Origin of the sequence: Ruegeria profundi (genome assembly GCF_049800715.1) — a bacterium.
Classification (GTDB): domain Bacteria; phylum Pseudomonadota; class Alphaproteobacteria; order Rhodobacterales; family Rhodobacteraceae; genus Ruegeria; species Ruegeria profundi_A.
The window spans coordinates 1-20,720 of the sequence record NZ_JBNAFO010000020.1 but is presented as its reverse complement, the minus strand read 5'-3'; the positions used below and the strand labels follow the sequence as shown (position 1 = coordinate 20,720).

The window sequence follows — 20,720 nt, the reverse complement described above, 5'->3', positions numbered from 1 at the left end:
AACCTTTAGTAAGGGAACAGCATTGGAGCGATGATCACCGCGACAGTGCCGGTCAGTATTGTGAGCGGCACACCGAGTTTGAGGAAGTCAGCAAAACTATACCCCCCGGGAGCAACGACCAATGTGACCACAGGTGTTGAGATCGGAGTCGAAAATGACGCGGATGCAGCGATCAGAACACACAGCGCAACTGGGTATGGTGAAATCCCAAGTGCTTCGGCGGCTGAAATTGCAATCGGCGCAACAAGTACCGCAGAGGCAGTATTGGATAGGACTAAGCCCAATAGGGCCGTTAAAACAAAGATCGCCGCCATGACTGCGCGCGGACTGGCTTCTCCGACAAGGTAAAGCAGTTGGTCGACGATTATGTCCGATCCGCCCGTAGCTTGCAGCGCGTCGGCAAGTGGCAACATCCCGGCGATAAGAACGAGGCTTGGAAGCTTTACGGCGCGATACGCGTCTTCAGCGGAAAGAGTGCGAAGCAAGACTGCCGCTACCGCGGCCATCAGTACTGCAGTAGTTATTGAGACGAGTTCTGAAACTGTCAGGGCAACCATCGTGGCCATGATGGCAATCGAAGCCCAAAAACCCTTAGCTGCCGGTGGGACGGATGTCCGCTCATTTGGGAAGGACAGAAGCACCAACATATCATGCCTTTCAACCGCGCGATCCAAGTCTTCCCATGATCCGGCAAGCATAAGACGATCGCCTGATTGCAAAACTGCAGTGTTGGGGTGTTCGACGGGCTCGCTGTTTCTCACCAGGCCAACAATCTCAATCCCTTTGGATTCGAACCCGGGTGCATCATGCATTTGTCGACCAATCACATTAGCCTCGGGGTGGATCAATACATCCGCAAGACCCAACTGATCGATCCAAACAGCGCTTGATTTCTGAAAACCCAAAGTTTTGGCAAACAACGCATTGGTTGATAACTCCGCCAGTGCGTCTTGGGATCCTCGAATGAAAACAATGTCACCCGGTAGGAGTTCCATACCTTCCCGAAACATGGCTGCGAGGTACTTTCCTTTGGCGCCAGGCCGCAGTCGAACGAGTATTGCCGTGCCACTTCCCGTCAGCTTGTCAACGCCCTCTGAGAGTACTTTGGCAGTGACCTTCAAAGTCGCGGAATGCCTATCCAAACCAAAGGTTTCCCACATACCCGCAAGCGTTGTTCCGGAAATTGCGAACTCTTGCTCATCAGGGGTCGACTTGGTTTTCAACCGATAGCGGCCCCAAAACAAAACAAACAGGACTGCAACAACCAGAACCGACGCACCGATCAGAAAAAAGGAAAACAAACCGAAAGGTTGGTATCCCTGCGCCACCAACTCATCACTTACGACAAGGTTCGGAGGCGTGGCGATCAGGGTCAGCATGCCACTTATCAACGCGGCATAGGACATTGGCATCAAAAAACGAGCCTTGTCGTTTGCCGTTTCTTGAGCAATTCGCAGAATGACCGGTATGAAAATTGCGACGACGGCTGTTGAGCTCATAACGCTCCCCAGAAGCGCCGTGCTGATCATGATAAGCACCAGCAATCCAGTTTCACCACGACCACCGTGCCGCATGATGGCGTCCCCTACTGCGCGAGCAACGCCGGTTCTATCCAACATTTCGCCCAGCACAAGAAGGCAGGCGACAAGGATTACAACGCTGTTCCCAAAGCCCGATAGGCTCTCCCCAATTGTCAGCGTGCCGCTGAGGGCAAGCGCAAGAACAACTATCAAGGCAACGAAGTCATAGCGAACACGGTTGCTTGCCATCAGCACGCCCGCGACGGCAATCAGAGCGAACACAAATCCGGCTTCATTCGTCATTATACTACCCCCTTCAAACGATAGGGCGTCCATCCATGCGTGCAAATTTCAGGTGGTCGCGTCAGCCATATCCACGCCTGCTTCCCGCAGCAGTTCAAACTTCACAGCTGTTGCACTGACCTGTCGATAAAAGGCAATCAGCTGCCGCGTCGGGCCTTGAAGACGTGTCAAACCTACGGTGGCGGCGACGACTGTGCCGACATCCGTATTGCCTTCCAGGACCTGCCAACCGCCCACGACAAGAACACCCACCGTCCCGGCTCCGTTAATGGCGCTGAGTACAAATTTCGAAGACAGCTTCCAGACGAATATCCGGGAACGGGTATCGTAGATCTCGTCAAATTTAGGAGTGATCTCCGCGGCCGAGCGATCAGGGTCAACAAGCCAGTTTGTGGCTTTGCGCAATGTGTGAACTCTGTCTGACACAAGGGAGTTCACGCGCGTCTGCACGAGAAGAACAATAAACACCTGCGGGACAATCATGCCAATTGCAATCAGTCCCAGAGAGGGTTGATTGGCCGCAATATACCCAACAATCACAACAAGGGTTCCGGCTTGTACGATGGGTTCAGACAGAGCGCTACCAGAGAACTTTCCTACTTGTTCGGCTTCAGCCGACACCATTGTTGCTTTGGCACCATAGGCAACTTTCTCGGAACCCGCCGGGTTTTCGCGAGACAGATTGCAAATACGCTTGCGCAGCTTGCGGATCATGTCCTCGCCAAGGACGCTCGAAAGATACCCCAGCACCCATTTCAGCGCGAGGCTCAGGGTTATCACCGCGCCCATAGCAGCACCAAGCCACAGTAAGCCTCCGGGGCTTATGTTCTTTTCGGTCAGACCGTTCACGATTTCCTTCTGGTAGTTCAGTGGAAACGCCGCCAGAGCGGCAATGGCCAGAGACAGCAAGATGTTGACCACCTGACGATGTCCCGTTGTTCTCAAGATAGATTTGTAAAATTCGATCACTCGATCCCCCAAAATCCAAGAGCACCTTTGCTTGAAGGTGCGGGTGCATTGTTGTGACTGCACCCTAACACTCAATCCAATCTGAATATAAATCTACCTTTTCTCCGGCCTAAGAGACTACGTTTGTGACGCTCGGCTTCAGGAGTAAACAGATGAGTGCAACACATACAGTGGGAATTGAGAGTGGCCGCTGAAGTCCAATCCTGGAGCAGCGTAGCTGTATTAAATAGTCGAGAGATCTCGAGCACGATTTGTAGAATTAGCCGAATTTCAGGTTGACCAAAATCTGAGATTAGTACGAACGTCGGCTCTTGATCAGCTGCAACGTAGCATGTGATTACACTTTGTATGTCCGGTTTGGGCCGTTGTCACACATCCCGACAAACTGACTTATCGGAAGCTTTGTCCGCAGAGCGGTCATTCAGACGGAACGCAGCGAACGACCGCTCTGAGCCCTTCTTGACCGATGCGGCATAGTCCGCAGATGGCCGGTAGTCGTCGAAAGCCGACGTTGATTGGAGTCAAGGCTTCCCTTAAGTGTCGCGCAGAAAGCAGCGCAAGACTGCGAGGCGGGGCGCGATGATACGCCCCGCACAAACGCTTTATGCGATTGCCGCGGCAACCGCCGAGGCAAGTGGCGTTGTCGGGCGCCCAATCAGGGTGGAAAGCTGCGTGCCTTCATCAAACAACACGCCCTTGGACGCCTCCACGTCACAATGGGCAAGGAACCCAGCCAGCTCAGCAGGTAGGCCCGCGTTGGTGAGCGCTGCCGCATAGTCGGGTTCAGGCATATCGACGTAAGGAATTACCTTGCCCGCCGCAGCAGACAAAGTCGCGGCAAGATCGGCCAAGGTATAGCTGTCGTCACCGGACAACTCATAGATTGTGCCCTGCAAATCCGTGTTCAAAAGGACTGCGGCGGCCGCCTCAGCGTAGTCCTGGCGCGTGGCTGACGATATTTTGCCATCCTTGGCGGCACCGATCAGCGCGTTGTGTTCCAAAGCGGCGGGCAGGCCCATGGCGTAGTTTTCCGTGTACCAACCATTGCGAAGCACCGTGTGGCCGATGCCAGATGCGGCCAGAAGTTTTTCTGTCTCCACGTGTTCCAGCGCAAGGCCCAGTGTGCTGTTCGGTGCGTTCAGCAGGCTTGTGTAAACAATGTGCTTCACACCCGCTTCCTTGGCGGCTTCGATCACCGCTGCATGTTGAGGAACACGACGACCAATATCGCTGCCCGAGATCAGCAGCAGCGTCTCAACACCTTCCAACGACGCAGCGAGCGTTTCAGGGGCATCATAGTCAAATGTACGGACAGGCACGCTCAGATCGGCGGCCTTGTCGGGATTGCGGGCCAAAGCAACGAGGTCCTCCGGCGCGGCTTTGGTTTTCAGGGTCTCGACCACAAGGCGGCCAAGCTGGCCGGTGGCGCCGGTCACTGCGATTGTCATGGTTGATATCTCCAATTTTCTTTCCACCTCGTACAGCTAGGCTCTTTACTTACAATAGGTAAGTACATACATTTATGTTAGTGAGAAGTTTTTGAGGTCTCTATGCCGAAACTCAGTGACGCCGTTCGTTCGGGCAAGTTGATAGGGAACCTGCAGGCACAGGAATGTCCGTCGCGCAATATCCTCAAGCATGTCACTGGCCGCTGGGCCGTTCTGACGCTGATTGCGCTTCAGGGAAGGACAATCCGCTTTGCTGCGCTCAGGCGAACGATCGGCGGGGTCAGTGATCGGATGCTTACACAGACGCTTCAGACATTGGCAGCAGATGGATTCGTGCATCGGCAGGCCTTTAAGGTCGTGCCGCCGCACGTTGAATACAGCTTGACCCCGATGGGCGAAGAGGTCGCGCAACATGTGCGCGTGCTCGCGGATTGGATCGAAGACAACACCGGCAACATCCTGTCTACGCGGAAAGAAATCGCAGCAGAATAATCGGACACGATGGAGCTCAAACCGGCGGCAATCATATGCGCCGTGAATGATAGCGTCCGCCCAGGTGTCCTTTGCGGGACGGGGCGAAATGACACTCTATGGGATTTTGGCAAAGCCGCCATTCGCACACTACGCGGCGGACTCAACGAGAGAGCCCATTGTGATCAGTGCTGCGGTGTGACTGGACTGACGGGAAGGGCAAACGGGTCTTGTCAGAAGAACTTTGCTTGAGGCGGGCAGGGTGGTTGCGTAGCTTTTGCCCATGACCAGACCCACGTCTTTCAAATACTTTAAAACCAGCCCAGAGATCATCCGCCTGGCGGTTATGCTGTACATCCGTTTCCCGCTCTCGCTTCGGAATGTCGAAGATCTGTTGCACGAGCGAGGCATCGACGTTAGCCACGAAACTGTCCGATATTGGTGGAACAGGTTTGGTCCAATGTTTGCAGCTGAGATCCGACGGAAGCGTGTTCAGCAACTGCGCGCCTTTTCAAAATGGAAGTGGCATGTGGACGAAGTATTCGTGAAAGTGAACGGCAAACGCTACTACCTCTGGCGTGCCGTCGATCACGAAGGTGAAGTGCTTGAGGCCGTCGTCACGAAGCGTCGAAACAAAGCTGCAGCACTGAAATTCCTAAAGAAATTGATGAAGCGACACGGTTGCGCCGAAGAGATCGTCACAGATCGCTTCGCTTCCTACAAGGCTGCGCTCAGAGAAATGGGCGCGCTTGAAAAACAAAGGAAGGGCAGGTGGCTCAACAACCGCGTCGAGAATTCGCACCTGCCGTTTCGACGACGCGAACGCGCGATGCAGCGTTTGAAGCGCATGCGAAGTTTGCAGAAATTCGCCTCTGTCCATTCCTCCGTATACAACCACTTCAACCAGGAAAGATCGCTAGCCAGTCGAGACACCTTCAAGCTGACCCGCGCCGCCACTCTCGCCGAGTGGCGTCAACTTTGTTCCGGATAGGTTCGCGGTTTCCGCGGCAAACTGAGACTGGTTCGAATTCGTCTGACAGCACCCTTCAAGTAGCACTTCATTGCTTGGTGGGCGCCAGATCGGTAATCGTATTGAGCAATTTCATTTAAGTATTGCTGCATGACATTCTGTTTTATCCATAGTCTGAGCACGCAACACACTGGCTTCCATATGCTTAAGACAGGCGACTTTTAATTCGAATTTGCTTCACGCGCAGCTTTGGCTCGAAAGTTTGCCAATTTTGACGCGTCAAATTTTGCAGCCCCGGAACCTAATTTTCCAGTGGCGCTTGGACCGTTGACCTCATCCGCGTCAGTGAACTTCCAACCATAGGCTGGGAGATCATCTCCTGCCTCTACATACTGAGCTTCAAATGAATACGTTGCTCTCATTGGAACGAACCCATCCACGAAATTCATCGTCCTCTCTGACGGCGAAATAGAAACTATCCCTGTAAGACGAACTGGCTCGTGAAAGCGTTCTGGATACCAATCTTCCGGCAATCGAACACGAATAAGCTGGTTTGGGTTCGGTGGAGGTGTATGGCTGCACATACCTCTCTCCGGAACCAAGTAAGCGACGTTTGTCCCATCAGGGTCCGGTGGTGCGGGTATCGCATAACCCGCCAGCTTTACGACTTTTCCGTCAATTTCTGGATTACCAGCCGTGGCGGCCTTCTTTCGTCGCTCTGCAACGACCCATCGTTGTTCAATCAACCAATCAATGTCGATTCCAGCCTTTTGCAGCGGCGTCTCATTTTCCAGAATTTTCGCTTCAAGACTTTTGCGGACATCTTCGGAATGGACTCCACTATCCAGTCTGAGCTTTAGTCGGACGACTTCAACAAGATTACTAAGCTGGTCAGGTGTCAGTTCTTTGAAAGGATCTACGTATTCCTGAGATTCTTCATCAATCAATTGGTTCCAGTCTAACTCAGCGATTTCTGCGGACAACGACGTTGAAATCAAAGAGGCAACACAGACTATTCTCCAAATCTTCATGACTTGTCCCTTTCAACCGTATGGACACTTGGATGTTGGTCAATTCGTCATCAACTGCCAGCTTAAGGCATTAATGGATACCTGGGCTCCAAGCGAAACGCAGTTCAAAGCTCGTTTTTATAGATGACGCCGTCCTTCATAATCAGGTCGAAGTTTTCTTGTGGGTCCCCTACAAGCTCCAAGTTTTCAAGCGGGTTGCCGTCCACGAGGATCAGATCAGCGTATGCGCCATCCTTGATAACTCCGAGTGGACCTTCTTGGTAGGGATGACGGGGGCCACTCATTTCCATTAGGCGGGCATTTTCAGAGGTCGCTATCTTGAGCGCTTGATAAGGAGTCATCCAAGTTCCCAACCTCACAAGATATTCGCTCTGTTGATACGCCTTTGATGGATCCATGAGTTGATCGGTGCCAAAGGCGAGATTAACGCCAATTTCGACGGCCATTGGGTACAGCGCGTCTACAGCATCAGTCACCTGTTTCCACTTTTTTGCGCTAACTGGGCTGTCCCAAACCATATCGGCCTCAAACATCGCTTGAGGACTGAGCCAAGCGCCTTTTTCCTTCATCAATTCCAGTGTTTCTCTTGATGCGAAGAAGCCGTGCTCAATGCTCATCACGCCGTTTTCTATTGAGGTACGGATACCTCTGTCTGTCATCACATGCGCCAAAACATAGGTGTTAAAGTTCGTTGCCTCTTCGACTACCGCACGAATTTCGTCGACCGAATACTCGCTCACATCCAGCGGATCGTATTGGGAAGAGACACCACCACCCGTCGTGATTTTGACCTGAGTAGCACCAAACTTGAGGATTTCTCTGGTTCTCTTTCTGACTTCAGGTACACCGTCAGAAATCATCGCCATCATGTTTTTTTCCCAATAGCTCAGTTCCGAGTTGGAGTTTCTTGGGTTTTCAAGCAGCGTGTGAAAGTCGGCATGGCCTGACGTTTGGCTCATGAAGGGTCCGGAAGGCAAAATGCGATGACCGGGGTATTCACCAGCGTCAATCAGTTTCTTGATCGTAAAAGGATTTCCGCCGGGGTCTCTAACGGTGGTGAACCCACGCATTAAGGTCTCTTCTGCCCCCTTCATACTGCGAATGGCCACTTCCGACATGTCGCCTTGATTCAACATTAGAACGGATGCAGGAGTGTAGGCATATGTCGTATGCCAATGGACGTCGATCAAACCTGGGATCATCGTGCGACCGCCACCGTCAATCACAACCGCGTTTTCGGCTTCGATTGGGTCGGAGGAAACAGCCGTTATCAAATTATCTTCGATTAAAACGTTAGCATTCTCGATGCGCGTTTCGTTTACCCCGTCAAATATGTGAACATTGGTTATGAGAGTCTTTGCAGGATCCTCTTGTGCGCTCACCAGCGGCGCCAGCATACCCGAGATTATCACGCTGAAAGTTGAAAATAAAATTTTGCGCATATCTCTCACCTTAGGAATATCACAGACTTCGATTTCTTGAATGTACCGATTGGAGCCAATGCACCGAGGAAAATCGATATGAACTTTTTTAAGGAGTTGGGTGAAGGGAAACCTGAGCTTTTCACTGCAACCGTACGAGAAGCTATGTCGGGTGCGGTTTTTAATGGTGACGTGATACAATTGGGAAGGGGATCTGACGAAGGTCAAATTCACGGCGCTCGGTTAGGACACTCTCGTTTGTCTAGGGTTCGCTTTCTGCCCAAAGCACTGGTACGAACTTTACAAAACGAAGACTTTGCTAACTTTACTGTTCCAATCTGCTCATCAGAGTCTTGGACGGTCGGCGGCGCTCAGTTGGAAGATAAATCCGTTTTTTTTAATTTTACCGCTTCAGAAACCGAGGTAATTGCTAGCAATCGACTTTCTATTTGTGGTCGCGTGCCCCTGCAACGATTTCTCGAAGAAGTTCAACTTTTTTCCGGCAGAGACGCATCAGATTTATACGGACCAACGGTCATTGTGAATATGCCTTCTGATTGCCACGCAACATTGGTACGAACACTAAAATGCATATTGAACCTAACCGATGGTCAATCTACGCAAAGTGAATTGGAGGGGCGTCTTACAAGGACGATGGCCATTATTTTTGCCATGTCTGTGAATAGTGGGAGTGCAAACAAAGCGACTTGGTCTCAAAAAGAAGGTTTGGTCTCAAAAGCAAGAGAGTACTACGCATCCGGCTTGTCAAATAAGCCATCAGTGGCGGATCTGTGTCGAGCAACCGAGGTAAGCGCCCCAACATTAATCTCAGCGTTTCGCGATGTAACGGGTGAAACACCAGCAAGGTTTTTTGCCCTTCAAAGATTGGCCAGTGTCCATGATAAACTTGTACAGGCGTCCAAGCCAAAACCCATGGTGAAGCAAGTGGCGCTTGCTCACGGATTCACCGATCTGGGACGATTTGGCAGCCTGTACAAAAGTGTTTATGGAGTTCTACCTTCAGAGCAAACTAAGTGTTTTGCACCCATTTGACCAGTTGCCTTTTTCGTTCTGTCGAAGGACGTTGAATACCAATAGCGGGTACGACACAGCAGAGTTGCCTTGACGGATTGGAATGTCACCCCGACCATCTACTAAACAGAACTAGGGATGGGAAAGCGGAATGTTTTCACTTTATTTGAATTTCTTCAGGCTCTTAAAAGCGATTGTCCGCTCGTGGAGTAGCCCTAGGTTCCGAGGCGCGCTCATCCTTGCAATACTCTTGTTGCTCTCTGGAACTTTGTTTTATGTCAGCGTCGAGGGGTGGTCTTGGGTGGACGCGCTGTATTTCAGTGCAACCACTATTTCTACCGTCGGCCTCAGCGATCTAACGCCCGTAACCGACACAGGAAAACTCTTTACCGTGTTGTATATTTTTGTAGGCGTCGGAGTTTTCATCACACTGTTTGTACAATTCACACATGCCCTTCTTAGGGACTACGATGAGAAAAAGTCGTCAGAGGGTTAGCGATTGACGAAACATGCTTCCGACCTTCTCGAGGTTTTCCCATCTTCGGCACAATTTTTTTGGGAAGTATGACGATGATGCCCACTCTGTGGTTAACGTTAGACTTCTAGCAGCTTTAATTCCGAGTAACGAATTACTGCTTCTAGACAGGCTTAAGGAGCTGGTGCTGGCCTGTCTTCGGGCAGGTCAGTCTCAGTTGTTTCTTCGGTTTGGTAACGCCAGCTTCTGTCCGCTAAGCCAGAATTGCAAATTCTTGCATTCCAAGTCCGTTTTGGGCTGCGAGAGGTCATCTATCTTTCGACATCCGACGGCAGCATTGTCCGCGTTAACGTCATTCGAGAGTGCTCCAGATACGGTATGGTTCGAGCCCAAAACGGAAGCTTGAATGGACCTTCCGCCAGAAAGAATCTCGCCATCGAAAGAGATCATTTCCGTTTAGCACCTGCTATTGCGCAGAAACTTCGACACAATCAAATAGTTGATTTTGTATTGCATCTTTGGCCAAGTATTAGTTGGAACCATAGAGGGAACGACAATGAAGAAAATTTGGAAGCCCATTGCTTTGGTGTTAGGAGCGCTGACAGTTGCAGCATGTGAAGATACTGGCAGCTCGACTGCATCAGCAGAACTGACTCCTGCCCAGCAAGCATGTTTGCGGGACGTAGCCAACACGACGAACAATTCGCAAGTCGTGGTGCTCTCATCCGCGTTTAGCGAGGCGGGAACACAGGTTACAGTCGGCGTTGGCGAGGATCGTGCTCCTTGGAATTGCATTGCTTACAGTGATGGCGCGACAGCTGGTATCGAATTCCTGGGCGACGAAGGCGCATTGTGACCTGTCTGCTGCGTAGCTGAAAACGGCTGCGCAGCACTGGCTTGATCTGCTGAGGCTCGACTTGGTTTGTAGAACCACCATCATCGTATTCGCGGTCCTGTACCTGTTGGCGTTGGTTGCATTCTTGACGGGCACATTTGGCTGGTTGGGACAGGAACGAGACCCTTTGTCCGGAGTGTTCCTTCTACCGTTGGGACTACCTTGGATACTTGTAGCGGACTTGGTCTCGGAGTCGGCCAAACCGTGGTTTGCGGCGATTGCGCCTGTGCTCAACCTGTCAGTGCTGGTCTTGATTTGCAGATGGGCACGCAGTTTGCGCCAATAGTGAAGGCGGAGCTCTGTCTCACCAAAAGGGAGGAAAACATGGGAAAAGTGATCTTGGGTATTGTGATCGGGCTCGTCTTAGGTGTGGTTGGGGCGATGACCTTGGGTGGCGGGGCCGCGATGGGTGTAGGCGTTGCGACAGGTTTGTCCGCCGGTGTCTGCTCCACATTGAAAGGAGCACAAGCCGAGAACCTGATCACCGCCGAGCAAGCGGATCAGATCCTCAACCGCGTAAATTCCGAAATGGCATCACTGCAAGGAATTGAAACGACGGGCGAGATCGTCGGTAGCGCACAGGCATGCGATGAGTTTCTGTCAAAGTTACAAGAAGCGAAGTGAGGTTCCGCTTTGTACGGAACAAAACTGTAAGAACAAGCTAACAGGGAACCATCTGATGAAACCCTTATTAATCAAAATTTTCACACCCATGTTCGCAATCGCGGGCACAGCTGCTTCTGCAATGTCTGAAGCAGACGACGCTTGTATCGACCATTTGCGGCAGGTTGGTGGATCAGACGGTCAATCCGGAACGATTGAAAGCTCTCAGTTCTCGGAAGCTGGTACGCTCGTCATGCTGCGAGACGCAGGCGGAACACTTTGGCGCTGCATCGCGTACAAGGATGGAAGCATCGGCGAGATGTCGGTTGTCGAGGCGATGGATGATGGAGGAGGAGCCATGGCAGGCGCAGCCGGATCTACTAGTAGCCAACGTGTCAAATTTGATGCTGGTTCAACTGGCGCAGAACTCGTCGGTGAACTCGCGCCCGGAGCGTCGCAGCAATACGTTCTGGGTGCCAAAAACGAACAGTTTCTTTACGTCCGCGTTGCTCCGCGAAATGGCTCCTTGGGCTACGTTATTCGCAACCCCGATGGTTCTGAACTGTTGGGATTGATGTCGGCGGACAAGGAGTATCGAGGGCAGCTTTGGCAATCTGGTGATCATGTTGTGGAGGTTATCAATCGCAGCAACTCTTCCGTCGACTACAACGTAATTTTCGGAATTGAATAGGTGATCAACCAGAAACCCGGAAATGTATTCCCAAAGAAGCTAGGAAAAACAGATGAAATCCAAGTTCCTGTTGGTGATCGGCACGGCGTGTACTGCTGCGCTTGCAGCATGCGACGAGAGTGACGGATCGGTGGATGCAAGTGCACCAACTGTGGGCAGCGCTAGCGATCTTTCGTCATTTGAAGGGGCAAGAGCGGGCCAAGCTGAAATGGGCATCCAAAGTCTCGGATTTGAACTCATCCGAAGCGAAGGTCTGACCTCGTACTGGTTTAACAAGGATACTGGTGCATGTGCTCGGATTACGACGTCTGAGGGAAGGTACTCAGAAGTAGCTATGCTGCCATCAGGTGACTGCTGACAAATTTCCATCAATCCCAAATCTTGAAGAAGGAGCTCAAACTTGCATTTCGACCTGGCACACGCGGCGGTCATCGTAGTCGCCTTGATCATCACTAACCTGGCATTGAAATCGGCTGGCGTGATCAACGAAGAAAACAAGCACCAATGGAATTGGAAAGTTTTTCTAGCCTACTTCGTGGTCGTCGTTATCATCAATCTGGTGTGGCCTATTTAAAGTTCCACAGCGGAAAGCTAACTGCCCACTTGATATGGTCGTCGTGAATTAGCCTTTCCGAGAGACTATCAGGTCGCAAAGGTTTGGGCATCAGAGGTTCAAGAATAGAAAGGAGTTGGCATGCGGTTTTTTGCGTCCCTCATATTCATTGGTTTTCTCGCAACCGCTGCGAACTCTGACGTGACCAGTCGAAATGGCGGTCCAACCAACAGTCAAATGCTTTCAAAGGGGGGTGACGGAGGCGTTGATGGTGTCGCTTTCTTTCGCCCAGTCTTAAGCGGAGTGTTGTATCGATCCGGTTTCAAGGGCGGCGACAAGGATCGAACTGGCCTGAGTGAAGGTCAACGCGAAACTCTGTGCAATGAAGGGTTTTCAACCGGTTTTTATGCCGACTTTGGCAAAAACACCGAATACGGTCGCACCAGTTGTGGAAACGGGTCCCTTGACTATCAAAGCGCCAGATCCTCCCGACCCGGTGCTGTCATGGCGTCCATACACGAGGTGATTGAAAACCCTGGAAAGGGCCCTGTTCTGGTGCACTGTATGTGGGGGGTTCATTCCTCAGGTGCATTGTCGGCGATGGCGCTCGTTCAGTTTTGCGGTTGGACAGAAGAAAGGGCCAAGGAATATTGGAATGATGCCCGAAATGGGGCCCCATGTTCAGGCGGGTGCGACCAGTGGATCGACTCAAAATTCTCCAACTTTAGTGTTGACCCCAAGTTGAAAATCTCCACCGAACAACAGGCAGCGATTTGCCCTAAATGATACCGGGAGGACTATCCAAATGAAGTTCAATCTTCTGGGGTCACTTGCTCTCATTGCACCCACTGTCTTGTGGGCGAACGACGATGTTCTAGGTGAAGCCACGACATTTGATAGTCCCAATGGTGTTATGGAACGCTGTATTCGGATCGAAAAAGTTCCAACGGGCGAGTACAAGAACAGCGATCTTGAAGAAGAAACTGCCTATTGCGAGATCGATTTCTATGCCTCCGAAATTGCCATTTGCCCGAAAACCTGGAGCACCAGCCCAGGAATGGCCGTCTACAATATTTCGGAAGGACCTTACATGGGGAACCGTTCTGAATTCGAGAGAAACGCTTGCAAAGAGGGGAAGGCAGCAAAAGATCTGGCCATGGACAGGGTGGCTAAATTCAAGTCCACCATGAACCAAAAAGGCACCAGTGGAACGTTTTCCACGTCTTCACTGCTTTACTATCATTTCTCCAGATATTTCGACGCGACTGTCAAAGTTCCAGTCGCCGTTTGGCGTAGCATGGACGCCCAGGCGCATTTCTCCGAGGTCGCCGAGCCTGGCCTTGCGATTTCTGGTGGCTCTCATGGCGGGCGCATGAACCACGAAGGCTGGCGGGTCTTCGCAGCTGCGGATGCTGACCCGAACTCATACCAGCCAACCGACGATCTGTTCACCGCAGATCGAACGCAAATATATGGTGTGCTGCTTGATAGCCCTGGGCATCGATACGGCTCGGAAATCAACGGCACCCGTAAATCTGGTTGGGGGAAAGGTCAGAACCGCGATTTTCAGGAAACCCCCGCTTTCTTGGCTTTGCGGTCTTCAAAACCATTGTCAGAGGCAATCGCAGAGGGCGTCGGAGAAGGCAGAAAAGACCGGATGATCAACAAGGATCTCGGTCCCGATGTCAGCGACCAACAGATGGCATTTTGGATGCAAGAACTCTCCGAAATTGTTCTCCTCGACTTCATCTTTAGCCAGCAGGACCGCGTAGGAAACATAGACTTCACACCCTATTGGTATTGGGTCGAAGACGGAAAGCTGAAGCATAAGAAAGCGAAGCACCATCAGCCAAAGGATGGAGATGTTCCTGCCCACGCGCTTTTGATCCGTCGAAGCAATCTAAACGACAACGATGCTGGGGGGCGGGTCGAGTATGCCAACTTCTCGAAATCTACTCAAATGCTGGAGAAAATGCGGCACTTCTCTCCAAGCACCTACCGGCGCTTGGTTGCTTTGAATAATGATCTTCAATCTCAAGGTCCCGTCTACGGCTGGTTGTCGCAAAGCTTTGGGTTGTCAGACAGTCAGATTGCCCAAGTTGTGAAAAACACCGAGCTGGCAACGTCCATTCTCCAGGACAATTGTTCTAATGGTGATTTAATGTTCGACTTGGATCCTGTCGCATTCTTTTTGAGAAACGACACCGAGGTAGAGGCAGTGGACTGTAATGCCCCGTAAGCTTTCCACCCTTTTTACGGCGTTCATTTGGACCGCTCTGATCGCCTGCAAAGCGGTGGCATTGGATGTTATCGTCATATCGGATCTGAACGGAAGCTATGGTTCGGTAAGATACGATGCCCGCGTCGACAAAGCGATTGAGCGGATAGTCGAGATTGATCCCGATTTGGTTATTTCGACCGGAGATATGGTTGCGGGACAGCGCATCCCCAACTTATCCGACAAACAGGTCAGGGAGATGTGGAAGGCGTTTCACGAGGCCGTATCAGACCCTTTAGAGGCTGCCGGCATTCCATTTGCGGTCACGCCTGGGAACCATGATGCCTCTGCGTACCGTGGGTTCGAGCGTGAAAGAAAAATATACGCAGAAGAATGGGAACCAAGAAAACCAGACGTCGACTTCCTGGTTTCGGATGACTACCCGTTCTTCTACGCGTTTGAGATGCAGGGCGTAACGTTTGCATCTTTGGATGCTACGACCTTAGGGCCGCTATCCGGTGATCAACAGGACCGACTTGTGGAACTGGGTGCAAATGGAGACCCGATTGTGACTTTCAGTCATCTTCCGCTTTGGCCCTTCGCGATCCAGCGCGAACGCGAAATCATCGGTGACTCAACACTTGAGAAAATCTACCTGGAAAGCGGTGTCGTTCTGCACCTGTCAGGCCACCATCATGCCTTCTATCCCGGTTGGAAAGACGGTGTGGCCTACGTCTCTCAAGCTTGTTTGGGAGGTGGTCCGCGTCGGCTTATTGGCGATAGCGCCAGATCACCTCACAGCTTCACTCATGTTAAGTTCCAGCCGAACGGAGAGTTTGGGATAGCAGTATATCGAGGGCCTGATTTCGAAAGGTCGGTAAACTTCAAGTCGCTCCCGAAAGAGATCAGATCTCCGAATGCTGTTTTGAAACGATTAGACCTTGTGAAATGACTAGAGGTTGAGTTTCAGTTCGACTTTTTCTGGGACCAGATCGTTTACCATCTCTTCTATCCGGGCTTCTGAAAGTCCTCCCGAGGTGATGAAAAGCAACGAAACGCGAGATTTTCCTGGGACGTGATGTTTTCTGACAAGCTTCCAGCCAGCGTCTGCGGCCATGGCTTCAATGTCTCGGCTGACTTTCAATGAGTGTTCTTCATCCGAAGCCTTGAGCGAAACTTCCACGCCCTTGTTTCGCCCTCCGAGCCAAATGAAGCACCAACACACAATCGCCACCAGAGTGGCCATCAGCGGTAAGCCCAAACCGACGGCAAGACCAAGAACCGTTACGATTATCATTTCGACTGTATCGACCGGATCATCCAGATTGGAGCGGAACCTGAGCAACGCGCCGATGCCAAAAATAACGAACCCAATCATTGACCCGTGCTGGACTACCAGGAATCCCACAGCCATTCCAATTAGCGCGTAAAGGAAGAACAGTCTGGGCATAACCAGATCGCTGACACTTCGGCGTGCTTTACGTCGAACGGGATGATAAACAATCAAAGCGGTCAAAATGATCGTTACAATGACGTCTAGCGTGAAAAAGTAGAGTTCCTGCTTGCCGCGGAACTGAGTCCAGCCTCTTTCAATCACTATCTCTGATTCGGACGTTCCTGCGAGCAAGGAAGCAGGATCAATTTGAGAATAGCCAATACTAGGCAAAAGCACGGCCGAAAGGACCGATGCTATTGAAAACAGCTTACTCAAAAGTCTTTCCCTCCCGCTGTACCGTCGAATAGTCGCTCCAAAGTGCGTAACTTGAAGCAATCACTCCACACCTCTCGACCAAGTCGCACGCCCATAAACTAATTCAACCCTATGAATTTACATTCGGTAAAGCCTTGCGGGATCAAACATCATACTTCCGCAAAATACTGTGTTAGGTTGGACAACATCGATTTTTGATCGAATATGAACCAGATCCACACAAGCGCAGATTTATCTCGAATGAACCAGTCAAATGACCGGCACAAACGAAGAGTAGCGAAGGTAATTTGCGCGAGCCTTGCTGTGGTCGCCAACACTTTGGCGTTAACCAGCCCAGTGAGAGCGCAGACTGATATGTTGGAACTTATTGAGTCTTACAAAGTGGCAGACAAATCAGAGGGCTTTTCTGAGCCATCCGGATTGTCGCTTTCCAGTGTTCATGGATTCTTGTGGGCAGTAAGCGATGAAGCATCGAAGCTGCACCTTCTGGGAGTAGATGGAGAGCTAAAGAATTCGTTCAAACTTCCAGAACATCTAGGTGCAGACTTGGAAGGTGTCGCTGGAAGAAATGATGGGTCTGTATTGCTGTTACAAGAAACTGACCGATCTATTGTAACGGTCCAACCTACGGACCCAATCAAAGTCAATTCTACTCCACTTTCTTCACTCAGGGGCTACGGCAAAGTTGCGGAAATGCTTGCTGAGAACCCTTTGAACAAGGGACCGGAAGGGATCACTGTAGATCAAGACTCTGGGCAAGTATTCGTAGTCATTGAGGGCCAGCCAAGGCTTCTGCTCGTCATTTCCTCGGAAATTGATGAAATTATTGGAGTAGTTCCATTAACGGCTGAAGCTGGTTTTGTTTCATCTCGTGCCGACGATGACGAATTAGACATCAGCGGGATCGCCTGGTCCGGCGAGACCAAGTCTTTATGGATACTCAGCGATGAAGGGCGCCGAATATTCGTTTTTGATCCTGAAGTTCTGACGGTCAAAACTATCGACTTAATTTACTCCAAAAAGGATGAAGTAAAGGAAGTGAAGAACCCTGAGGGGATAGCTTTGGATGAAAGTGGTGGCGTTCTATACATCTTGACCGATGATGGAAAAAAGTCACGCCTCTACGCATTTGTCTTACCGCAAGTTTGATTCCCGAAACAAACTCGCATTGGCTTGTCGCATTCAATTGTACAAAAAGGAAATGGCCACCTCTTCCCGCATCTCGGGAGTTGCGAATCCCAGTTTCGAATGTCCGGTTTGGGCTGCGACCAGCTATTCATGCAGGCCGCGGAGAATGGCCACGTCGGAGCCCAAAGCAGACACACCCGTAGCAAAATGATATGGTCATAGAACCAGAGGCGCTCATACATTCAGGAACCGTACTTTACGGAGTTCGGACAAATGATCATGCGCATCTTTCAGGTCGTGACTCGGCCAGGCAAAGAGGAAGAGTTCAGCAAGTTCTTCCATGAAACAGCTATACCCTTGATGAGAGGTACTAAGGGCATCGTTCAAGTGTTTCCTGGTGCCGCACGTGCTGACACACCACGAGAATTCAGCTTTGTCATGGTGTGGGAAAACCTAGAGGCACTAAAGGCTTTTGTCGGCGAAAACTATCAGAGCCCGCATATCGATCCGGCGGAGGCGGAATTGGTCGAGTCGCGTTCTATCAAGCATTATGAGCTGGTCCAATAAGGGCCATGGCTTGAACGCTAGGAAACAACTCGGGGGAAATAATGATCAAAGGGAAATGCGGCTGCGGAGCCGTAACGTATCAGATGACATCACAACCCATGTTCGTGCATTGCTGCCACTGTAGCGAATGTCAGCGACAAACCGGAGCAGCCTACGTCTTGAACGCCATCATTGAGGCTGATCGCGTGACATGCAAAGGGCCAATCACCGAAAATGAGCTCTCCACTCCAAGCGGGAAAGGTCAGATTATTACGCGCTGTAGGGATTGCGGCGTCGCCGTTTTTAGCAGCTACATGATCCGCCTTGGAAAGCTAAGGTACGTGCGCGTCGGAACACTGGACAACCCGGATCAATGTCCTCCGGATGCACAGATTTTCACGAGCAGCAAACAGGCCTGGGTGCCACTCAGCGAGGAAATTCCTATCTTCGAGGAATTTTACAGCTTCGATGATGTGTGGCCGCAGAATTCGTTGGAACGTTTGGAGACTGCTCTATCCTGACGGATCAGTCTTTGAAGCTGAATGGCGGGTTTGTCCGCAAATAGGCGTTTGCAAAGCCCGACGAGCAAGGCCCGTTTTGGGCTGAAAACACTACAAAGCCACAGCCGCAAATCGCAGGATTAAAGTTTGTCGCGATAGTTGTGGGTGTCTGAGTCTGGTAGCGACATCCGCAAAGCAAACTCGAAAAATCGTTCATTCTTTGGTATCAGGCACACCCAATTTTTGCAGATCCTCTACCCACCGATTGAGATACGCCTCACTCTCGAATGGCGCATTCATCGCCTCTTGGATAGTGAATTCGGGATTGGCCGCTAGAAACTCATCGATAATAGTCTGCGCATCACTGGGAAGACCAAGGCGTAAAAGAATTGGCGCGTAGGTGCGTTTCAAGCCGTCGGGTATTTCGTTCATTTGTTCAACGGAAGCCTTTGCATCTTCATACTCCTCGGTGAAGTACTGAGCCCAACCCAGATTCCAAAGATACCAGTCTTGGTGATGTGGGTTCAGCCGGATCGCCAGTTTCATGCGCTCAACGGCTTCAGGCGCCTTGCCGCCATAGACGAGAGGGTCGATGGAATCTGCCAGAACGGATGCCGAATTTGGATTCAGAGCAATTGCTTTGTCGTAAAGCGAAGCAGCCCGCTCAAGGTTACCGCTTTGAGTGGTTGCATTGGCTAAGACCCAATGACCTTTGAAATTGAAGGGTTCCAGTTCAATGGCTTTCCGCGCCATCTCAAACGCGCGCTCCAGTGATTCCTCGCGCGTTAAAGAGTTCGTCCACCCCCAACGATACCCGTTAATATGTGCCCAAGCGTTTTCGACATACGCCCCGGCATAGTTCGGATCGAGAGCAATGGCTTTTGCGCTAAGCTCTTCCGCCCTGATGTTTCCTTCTTTTGTGAAGGTAAACCACTCCTCCTGCGCGCGTTTGCGCAATTCGTATGCGCCAAGACTATCAGTAGGCTGATGCTTGAGGCGGCTGTACTCCGCCAGATCGATATTAGTGGAGAGAAGCGAAGCTATCGTTCGCGTTATCTCATCCTGTACTGAAAATATGTCCTGTAGGTCTTGGTCATAGCTGTCTGCCCAGATATTTTGGCCCGTCGTCGCATCAATGAGTTGAGACGTCACGCGCAAACGCTCACCGGCAATTTGAACGCTCCCCTCAACAATGTAGCGAACACCCAATTCTTCTGACACTTTCTGTATATCTGCCGGAGTGTCCTTATATGAAAATGTCGAATTTCGGGCGACTACGAAGAAGTCTGAAAAACGGGACAAGGCGGTCAAGATGTTCTCACTCAGTCCGTCGCTGAGGTAATCTTGGCTCGGGTCGTTGTTGAGGTTGTCGAACGCCATGACCGCGATGGAGGGTTTGCCAGACAGGGCGGCGGCTTGTTCATCCGTGTCCGGAGATTGCACCACGGACCAAGGTTGAAGCCATGCCGCGACTACTAACGCCAGGACAATTGCGGTGCAACTAACCGTGATCAGGCGATTTTTCGAAGGCTTGTTCGTAAGTGGCACGATAGGAGAAACGATGGCTTTTGCCTTTTCATCCATTGTAAGGCTGTAGACGTGAACGGGTTCGGAGATATTCTTGACCTCTCGCATCCCCAAATCTTCGATGGTGAGATCGAGCTTGGTATGAACCTGTTCGAAAACGCTAGCCGACATGTAAATGCCATCCGGGACAGCCAGGCTTTCAATGCGTGCGGCGACATTTACACCATCGCCGTGAATGTCATCCTGATCGACGACAATGTCGCCAACATTGAGACCGATCCGGTATCGCACCTGCGAATCTTGCGGCAGGTCCGCATTAGCGACGCCTACATAGTGTTGCATGTCCAACGCGCACCGAACGGCCTCAACTGCACTTGCAAACTCAAGAAGCAAACCGTCGCCCATCAATTTGACGATGCGCCCATGTCGTGAAGCGACAATTGGTTCAAAAAACTGCTCGCGATGGGCTTTGACCCTTGCAAGCGTGCCGGCCTCGTCATTTCGAATAAGACGGCTATAGCCAACCACATCGGCGGCAAGTATCGCTGCTAGACGTCTTTCCAAAGACTGAACTCCCACAGTGGGCACCACGCTAAACGCAAAATTGCTTCTAGGCCAGATGCGCTAACCGAACACACATTTCCAAAAAGAGCGATTGTTAAGTCTAGATAAGGCATCAGCCTTGAAGCTGTGCCTGACTGCGAAGTG

At 51.1% G+C, this 20,720-nt stretch carries 22 protein-coding genes; 15 read left to right on the top strand and 7 right to left on the bottom strand.

Annotated features, from left to right (window positions below; translation table 11 throughout):
* Nucleotides 1-5 precede the first annotated feature (5 nt).
* The 3 genes from ACP15L_RS21790 to ACP15L_RS21780 form a co-directional block, all read right to left on the bottom strand.
* Nucleotides 6-1,823, bottom strand: a complete 1,818-nt coding sequence (locus ACP15L_RS21790; RefSeq protein ID WP_170768927.1) for an SLC13 family permease — start codon at nt 1,821-1,823, stop codon at nt 6-8.
* Nucleotides 1,824-1,871: 48 nt separating this feature from the next.
* On the bottom strand, nt 1,872-2,744 hold the full coding sequence (locus ACP15L_RS21785) for an ABC transporter ATP-binding protein (RefSeq protein ID WP_425085753.1): 873 nt from the start codon (nt 2,742-2,744) through the stop codon (nt 1,872-1,874).
* A gap of 650 nt (nt 2,745-3,394) precedes the next feature.
* The gene (locus ACP15L_RS21780) at nt 3,395-4,240 is read right to left on the bottom strand and encodes an SDR family oxidoreductase (RefSeq protein ID WP_425085752.1); all 846 of its coding nucleotides are present in this window, start codon (nt 4,238-4,240) and stop codon (nt 3,395-3,397) included.
* Nucleotides 4,241-4,342: 102 nt separating this feature from the next.
* On the opposite strand from ACP15L_RS21780, the gene ACP15L_RS21775 reads away from it, so the two are divergent.
* Nucleotides 4,343-4,732, top strand: coding sequence for a winged helix-turn-helix transcriptional regulator (locus ACP15L_RS21775; protein ID WP_425085751.1), 390 nt, complete (start codon nt 4,343-4,345; stop codon nt 4,730-4,732).
* 262 nt (nt 4,733-4,994) lie between these two features.
* A complete protein-coding gene (locus ACP15L_RS21770; RefSeq protein WP_425085750.1) occupies nt 4,995-5,702 on the top strand; it encodes an IS6 family transposase in 708 nt (235 codons plus the stop codon).
* 200 nt (nt 5,703-5,902) lie between these two features.
* Here the strand turns inward: ACP15L_RS21770 and ACP15L_RS21765 are convergent, their stop codons facing one another.
* The gene (locus ACP15L_RS21765; RefSeq protein ID WP_425085749.1) at nt 5,903-6,712 is read right to left on the bottom strand and encodes a DUF3299 domain-containing protein; all 810 of its coding nucleotides are present in this window, start codon (nt 6,710-6,712) and stop codon (nt 5,903-5,905) included.
* A 104-nt stretch (nt 6,713-6,816) separates the two neighbouring features.
* Entirely contained in the window at nt 6,817-8,154 is a 1,338-nt protein-coding gene (locus ACP15L_RS21760; RefSeq protein WP_170556639.1) for an amidohydrolase family protein, read from the bottom strand.
* A gap of 78 nt (nt 8,155-8,232) precedes the next feature.
* Between ACP15L_RS21760 and ACP15L_RS21755 the strand changes: the two genes are divergently transcribed.
* The 10 genes from ACP15L_RS21755 to ACP15L_RS21710 all read left to right on the top strand — a co-directional run bounded on the left by ACP15L_RS21755 (nt 8,233) and on the right by ACP15L_RS21710 (nt 15,552).
* The gene (locus ACP15L_RS21755) at nt 8,233-9,186 is read left to right on the top strand and encodes a helix-turn-helix domain-containing protein (protein ID WP_425085748.1); all 954 of its coding nucleotides are present in this window, start codon (nt 8,233-8,235) and stop codon (nt 9,184-9,186) included.
* Between the two features lie 130 nt (nt 9,187-9,316).
* Nucleotides 9,317-9,661 (top strand): potassium channel family protein, encoded by a 345-nt coding sequence (locus tag ACP15L_RS21750; protein ID WP_170556641.1) that lies wholly within the window; start codon nt 9,317-9,319, stop codon nt 9,659-9,661.
* Nucleotides 9,662-10,196: 535 nt separating this feature from the next.
* Nucleotides 10,197-10,496 (top strand): hypothetical protein, encoded by a 300-nt coding sequence (locus ACP15L_RS21745; protein WP_170556642.1) that lies wholly within the window; start codon nt 10,197-10,199, stop codon nt 10,494-10,496.
* Between the two features lie 363 nt (nt 10,497-10,859).
* Entirely contained in the window at nt 10,860-11,159 is a 300-nt protein-coding gene (locus ACP15L_RS21740) for a hypothetical protein (RefSeq protein WP_170720933.1), read from the top strand.
* 121 nt (nt 11,160-11,280) lie between these two features.
* On the top strand, nt 11,281-11,829 hold the full coding sequence (locus ACP15L_RS21735; protein ID WP_425085747.1) for a hypothetical protein: 549 nt from the start codon (nt 11,281-11,283) through the stop codon (nt 11,827-11,829).
* Between the two features lie 52 nt (nt 11,830-11,881).
* Entirely contained in the window at nt 11,882-12,187 is a 306-nt protein-coding gene (locus tag ACP15L_RS21730; RefSeq protein WP_170662705.1) for a hypothetical protein, read from the top strand.
* Between the two features lie 42 nt (nt 12,188-12,229).
* A complete protein-coding gene (locus ACP15L_RS21725) occupies nt 12,230-12,403 on the top strand; it encodes a hypothetical protein (RefSeq protein ID WP_170355752.1) in 174 nt (57 codons plus the stop codon).
* A 120-nt stretch (nt 12,404-12,523) separates the two neighbouring features.
* Entirely contained in the window at nt 12,524-13,168 is a 645-nt protein-coding gene (locus ACP15L_RS21720; protein ID WP_170681742.1) for a hypothetical protein, read from the top strand.
* 19 nt (nt 13,169-13,187) lie between these two features.
* Complete coding sequence (locus ACP15L_RS21715) at nt 13,188-14,621, top strand: hypothetical protein (protein WP_425085746.1); 1,434 nt, start codon at nt 13,188-13,190, stop codon at nt 14,619-14,621.
* Complete coding sequence (locus tag ACP15L_RS21710; protein ID WP_271952812.1) at nt 14,611-15,552, top strand: metallophosphoesterase family protein; 942 nt, start codon at nt 14,611-14,613, stop codon at nt 15,550-15,552. Before ACP15L_RS21715 ends, ACP15L_RS21710 begins: the two co-directional genes overlap by 11 nt.
* Here ACP15L_RS21710 and ACP15L_RS21705 read toward each other — a convergent pair whose 3' ends face one another.
* Complete coding sequence (locus ACP15L_RS21705; RefSeq protein WP_170465773.1) at nt 15,553-16,311, bottom strand: hypothetical protein; 759 nt, start codon at nt 16,309-16,311, stop codon at nt 15,553-15,555.
* A 354-nt stretch (nt 16,312-16,665) separates the two neighbouring features.
* Here ACP15L_RS21705 and ACP15L_RS21700 point away from each other — a divergent pair, with 354 nt between their 5' ends.
* The 3 genes from ACP15L_RS21700 (at nt 16,666) to ACP15L_RS21690 (ending at nt 18,506) form a co-directional block, all read left to right on the top strand.
* Nucleotides 16,666-17,460 carry an SdiA-regulated domain-containing protein gene (locus ACP15L_RS21700; protein WP_170556650.1) on the top strand — a complete coding sequence of 265 codons (795 nt, stop codon included), beginning with the start codon at nt 16,666-16,668 and terminating at the stop codon, nt 17,458-17,460.
* A gap of 252 nt (nt 17,461-17,712) precedes the next feature.
* Complete coding sequence (locus ACP15L_RS21695) at nt 17,713-18,006, top strand: putative quinol monooxygenase (protein ID WP_039522545.1); 294 nt, start codon at nt 17,713-17,715, stop codon at nt 18,004-18,006.
* Between the two features lie 41 nt (nt 18,007-18,047).
* Complete coding sequence (locus tag ACP15L_RS21690; RefSeq protein WP_425085745.1) at nt 18,048-18,506, top strand: GFA family protein; 459 nt, start codon at nt 18,048-18,050, stop codon at nt 18,504-18,506.
* Nucleotides 18,507-18,698: 192 nt separating this feature from the next.
* On the opposite strand, the gene ACP15L_RS21685 is transcribed toward ACP15L_RS21690, so the two are convergent.
* Nucleotides 18,699-20,576, bottom strand: a complete 1,878-nt coding sequence (locus ACP15L_RS21685) for an adenylate/guanylate cyclase domain-containing protein (RefSeq protein WP_425083505.1) — start codon at nt 20,574-20,576, stop codon at nt 18,699-18,701.
* Nucleotides 20,577-20,720 lie beyond the last annotated feature (144 nt).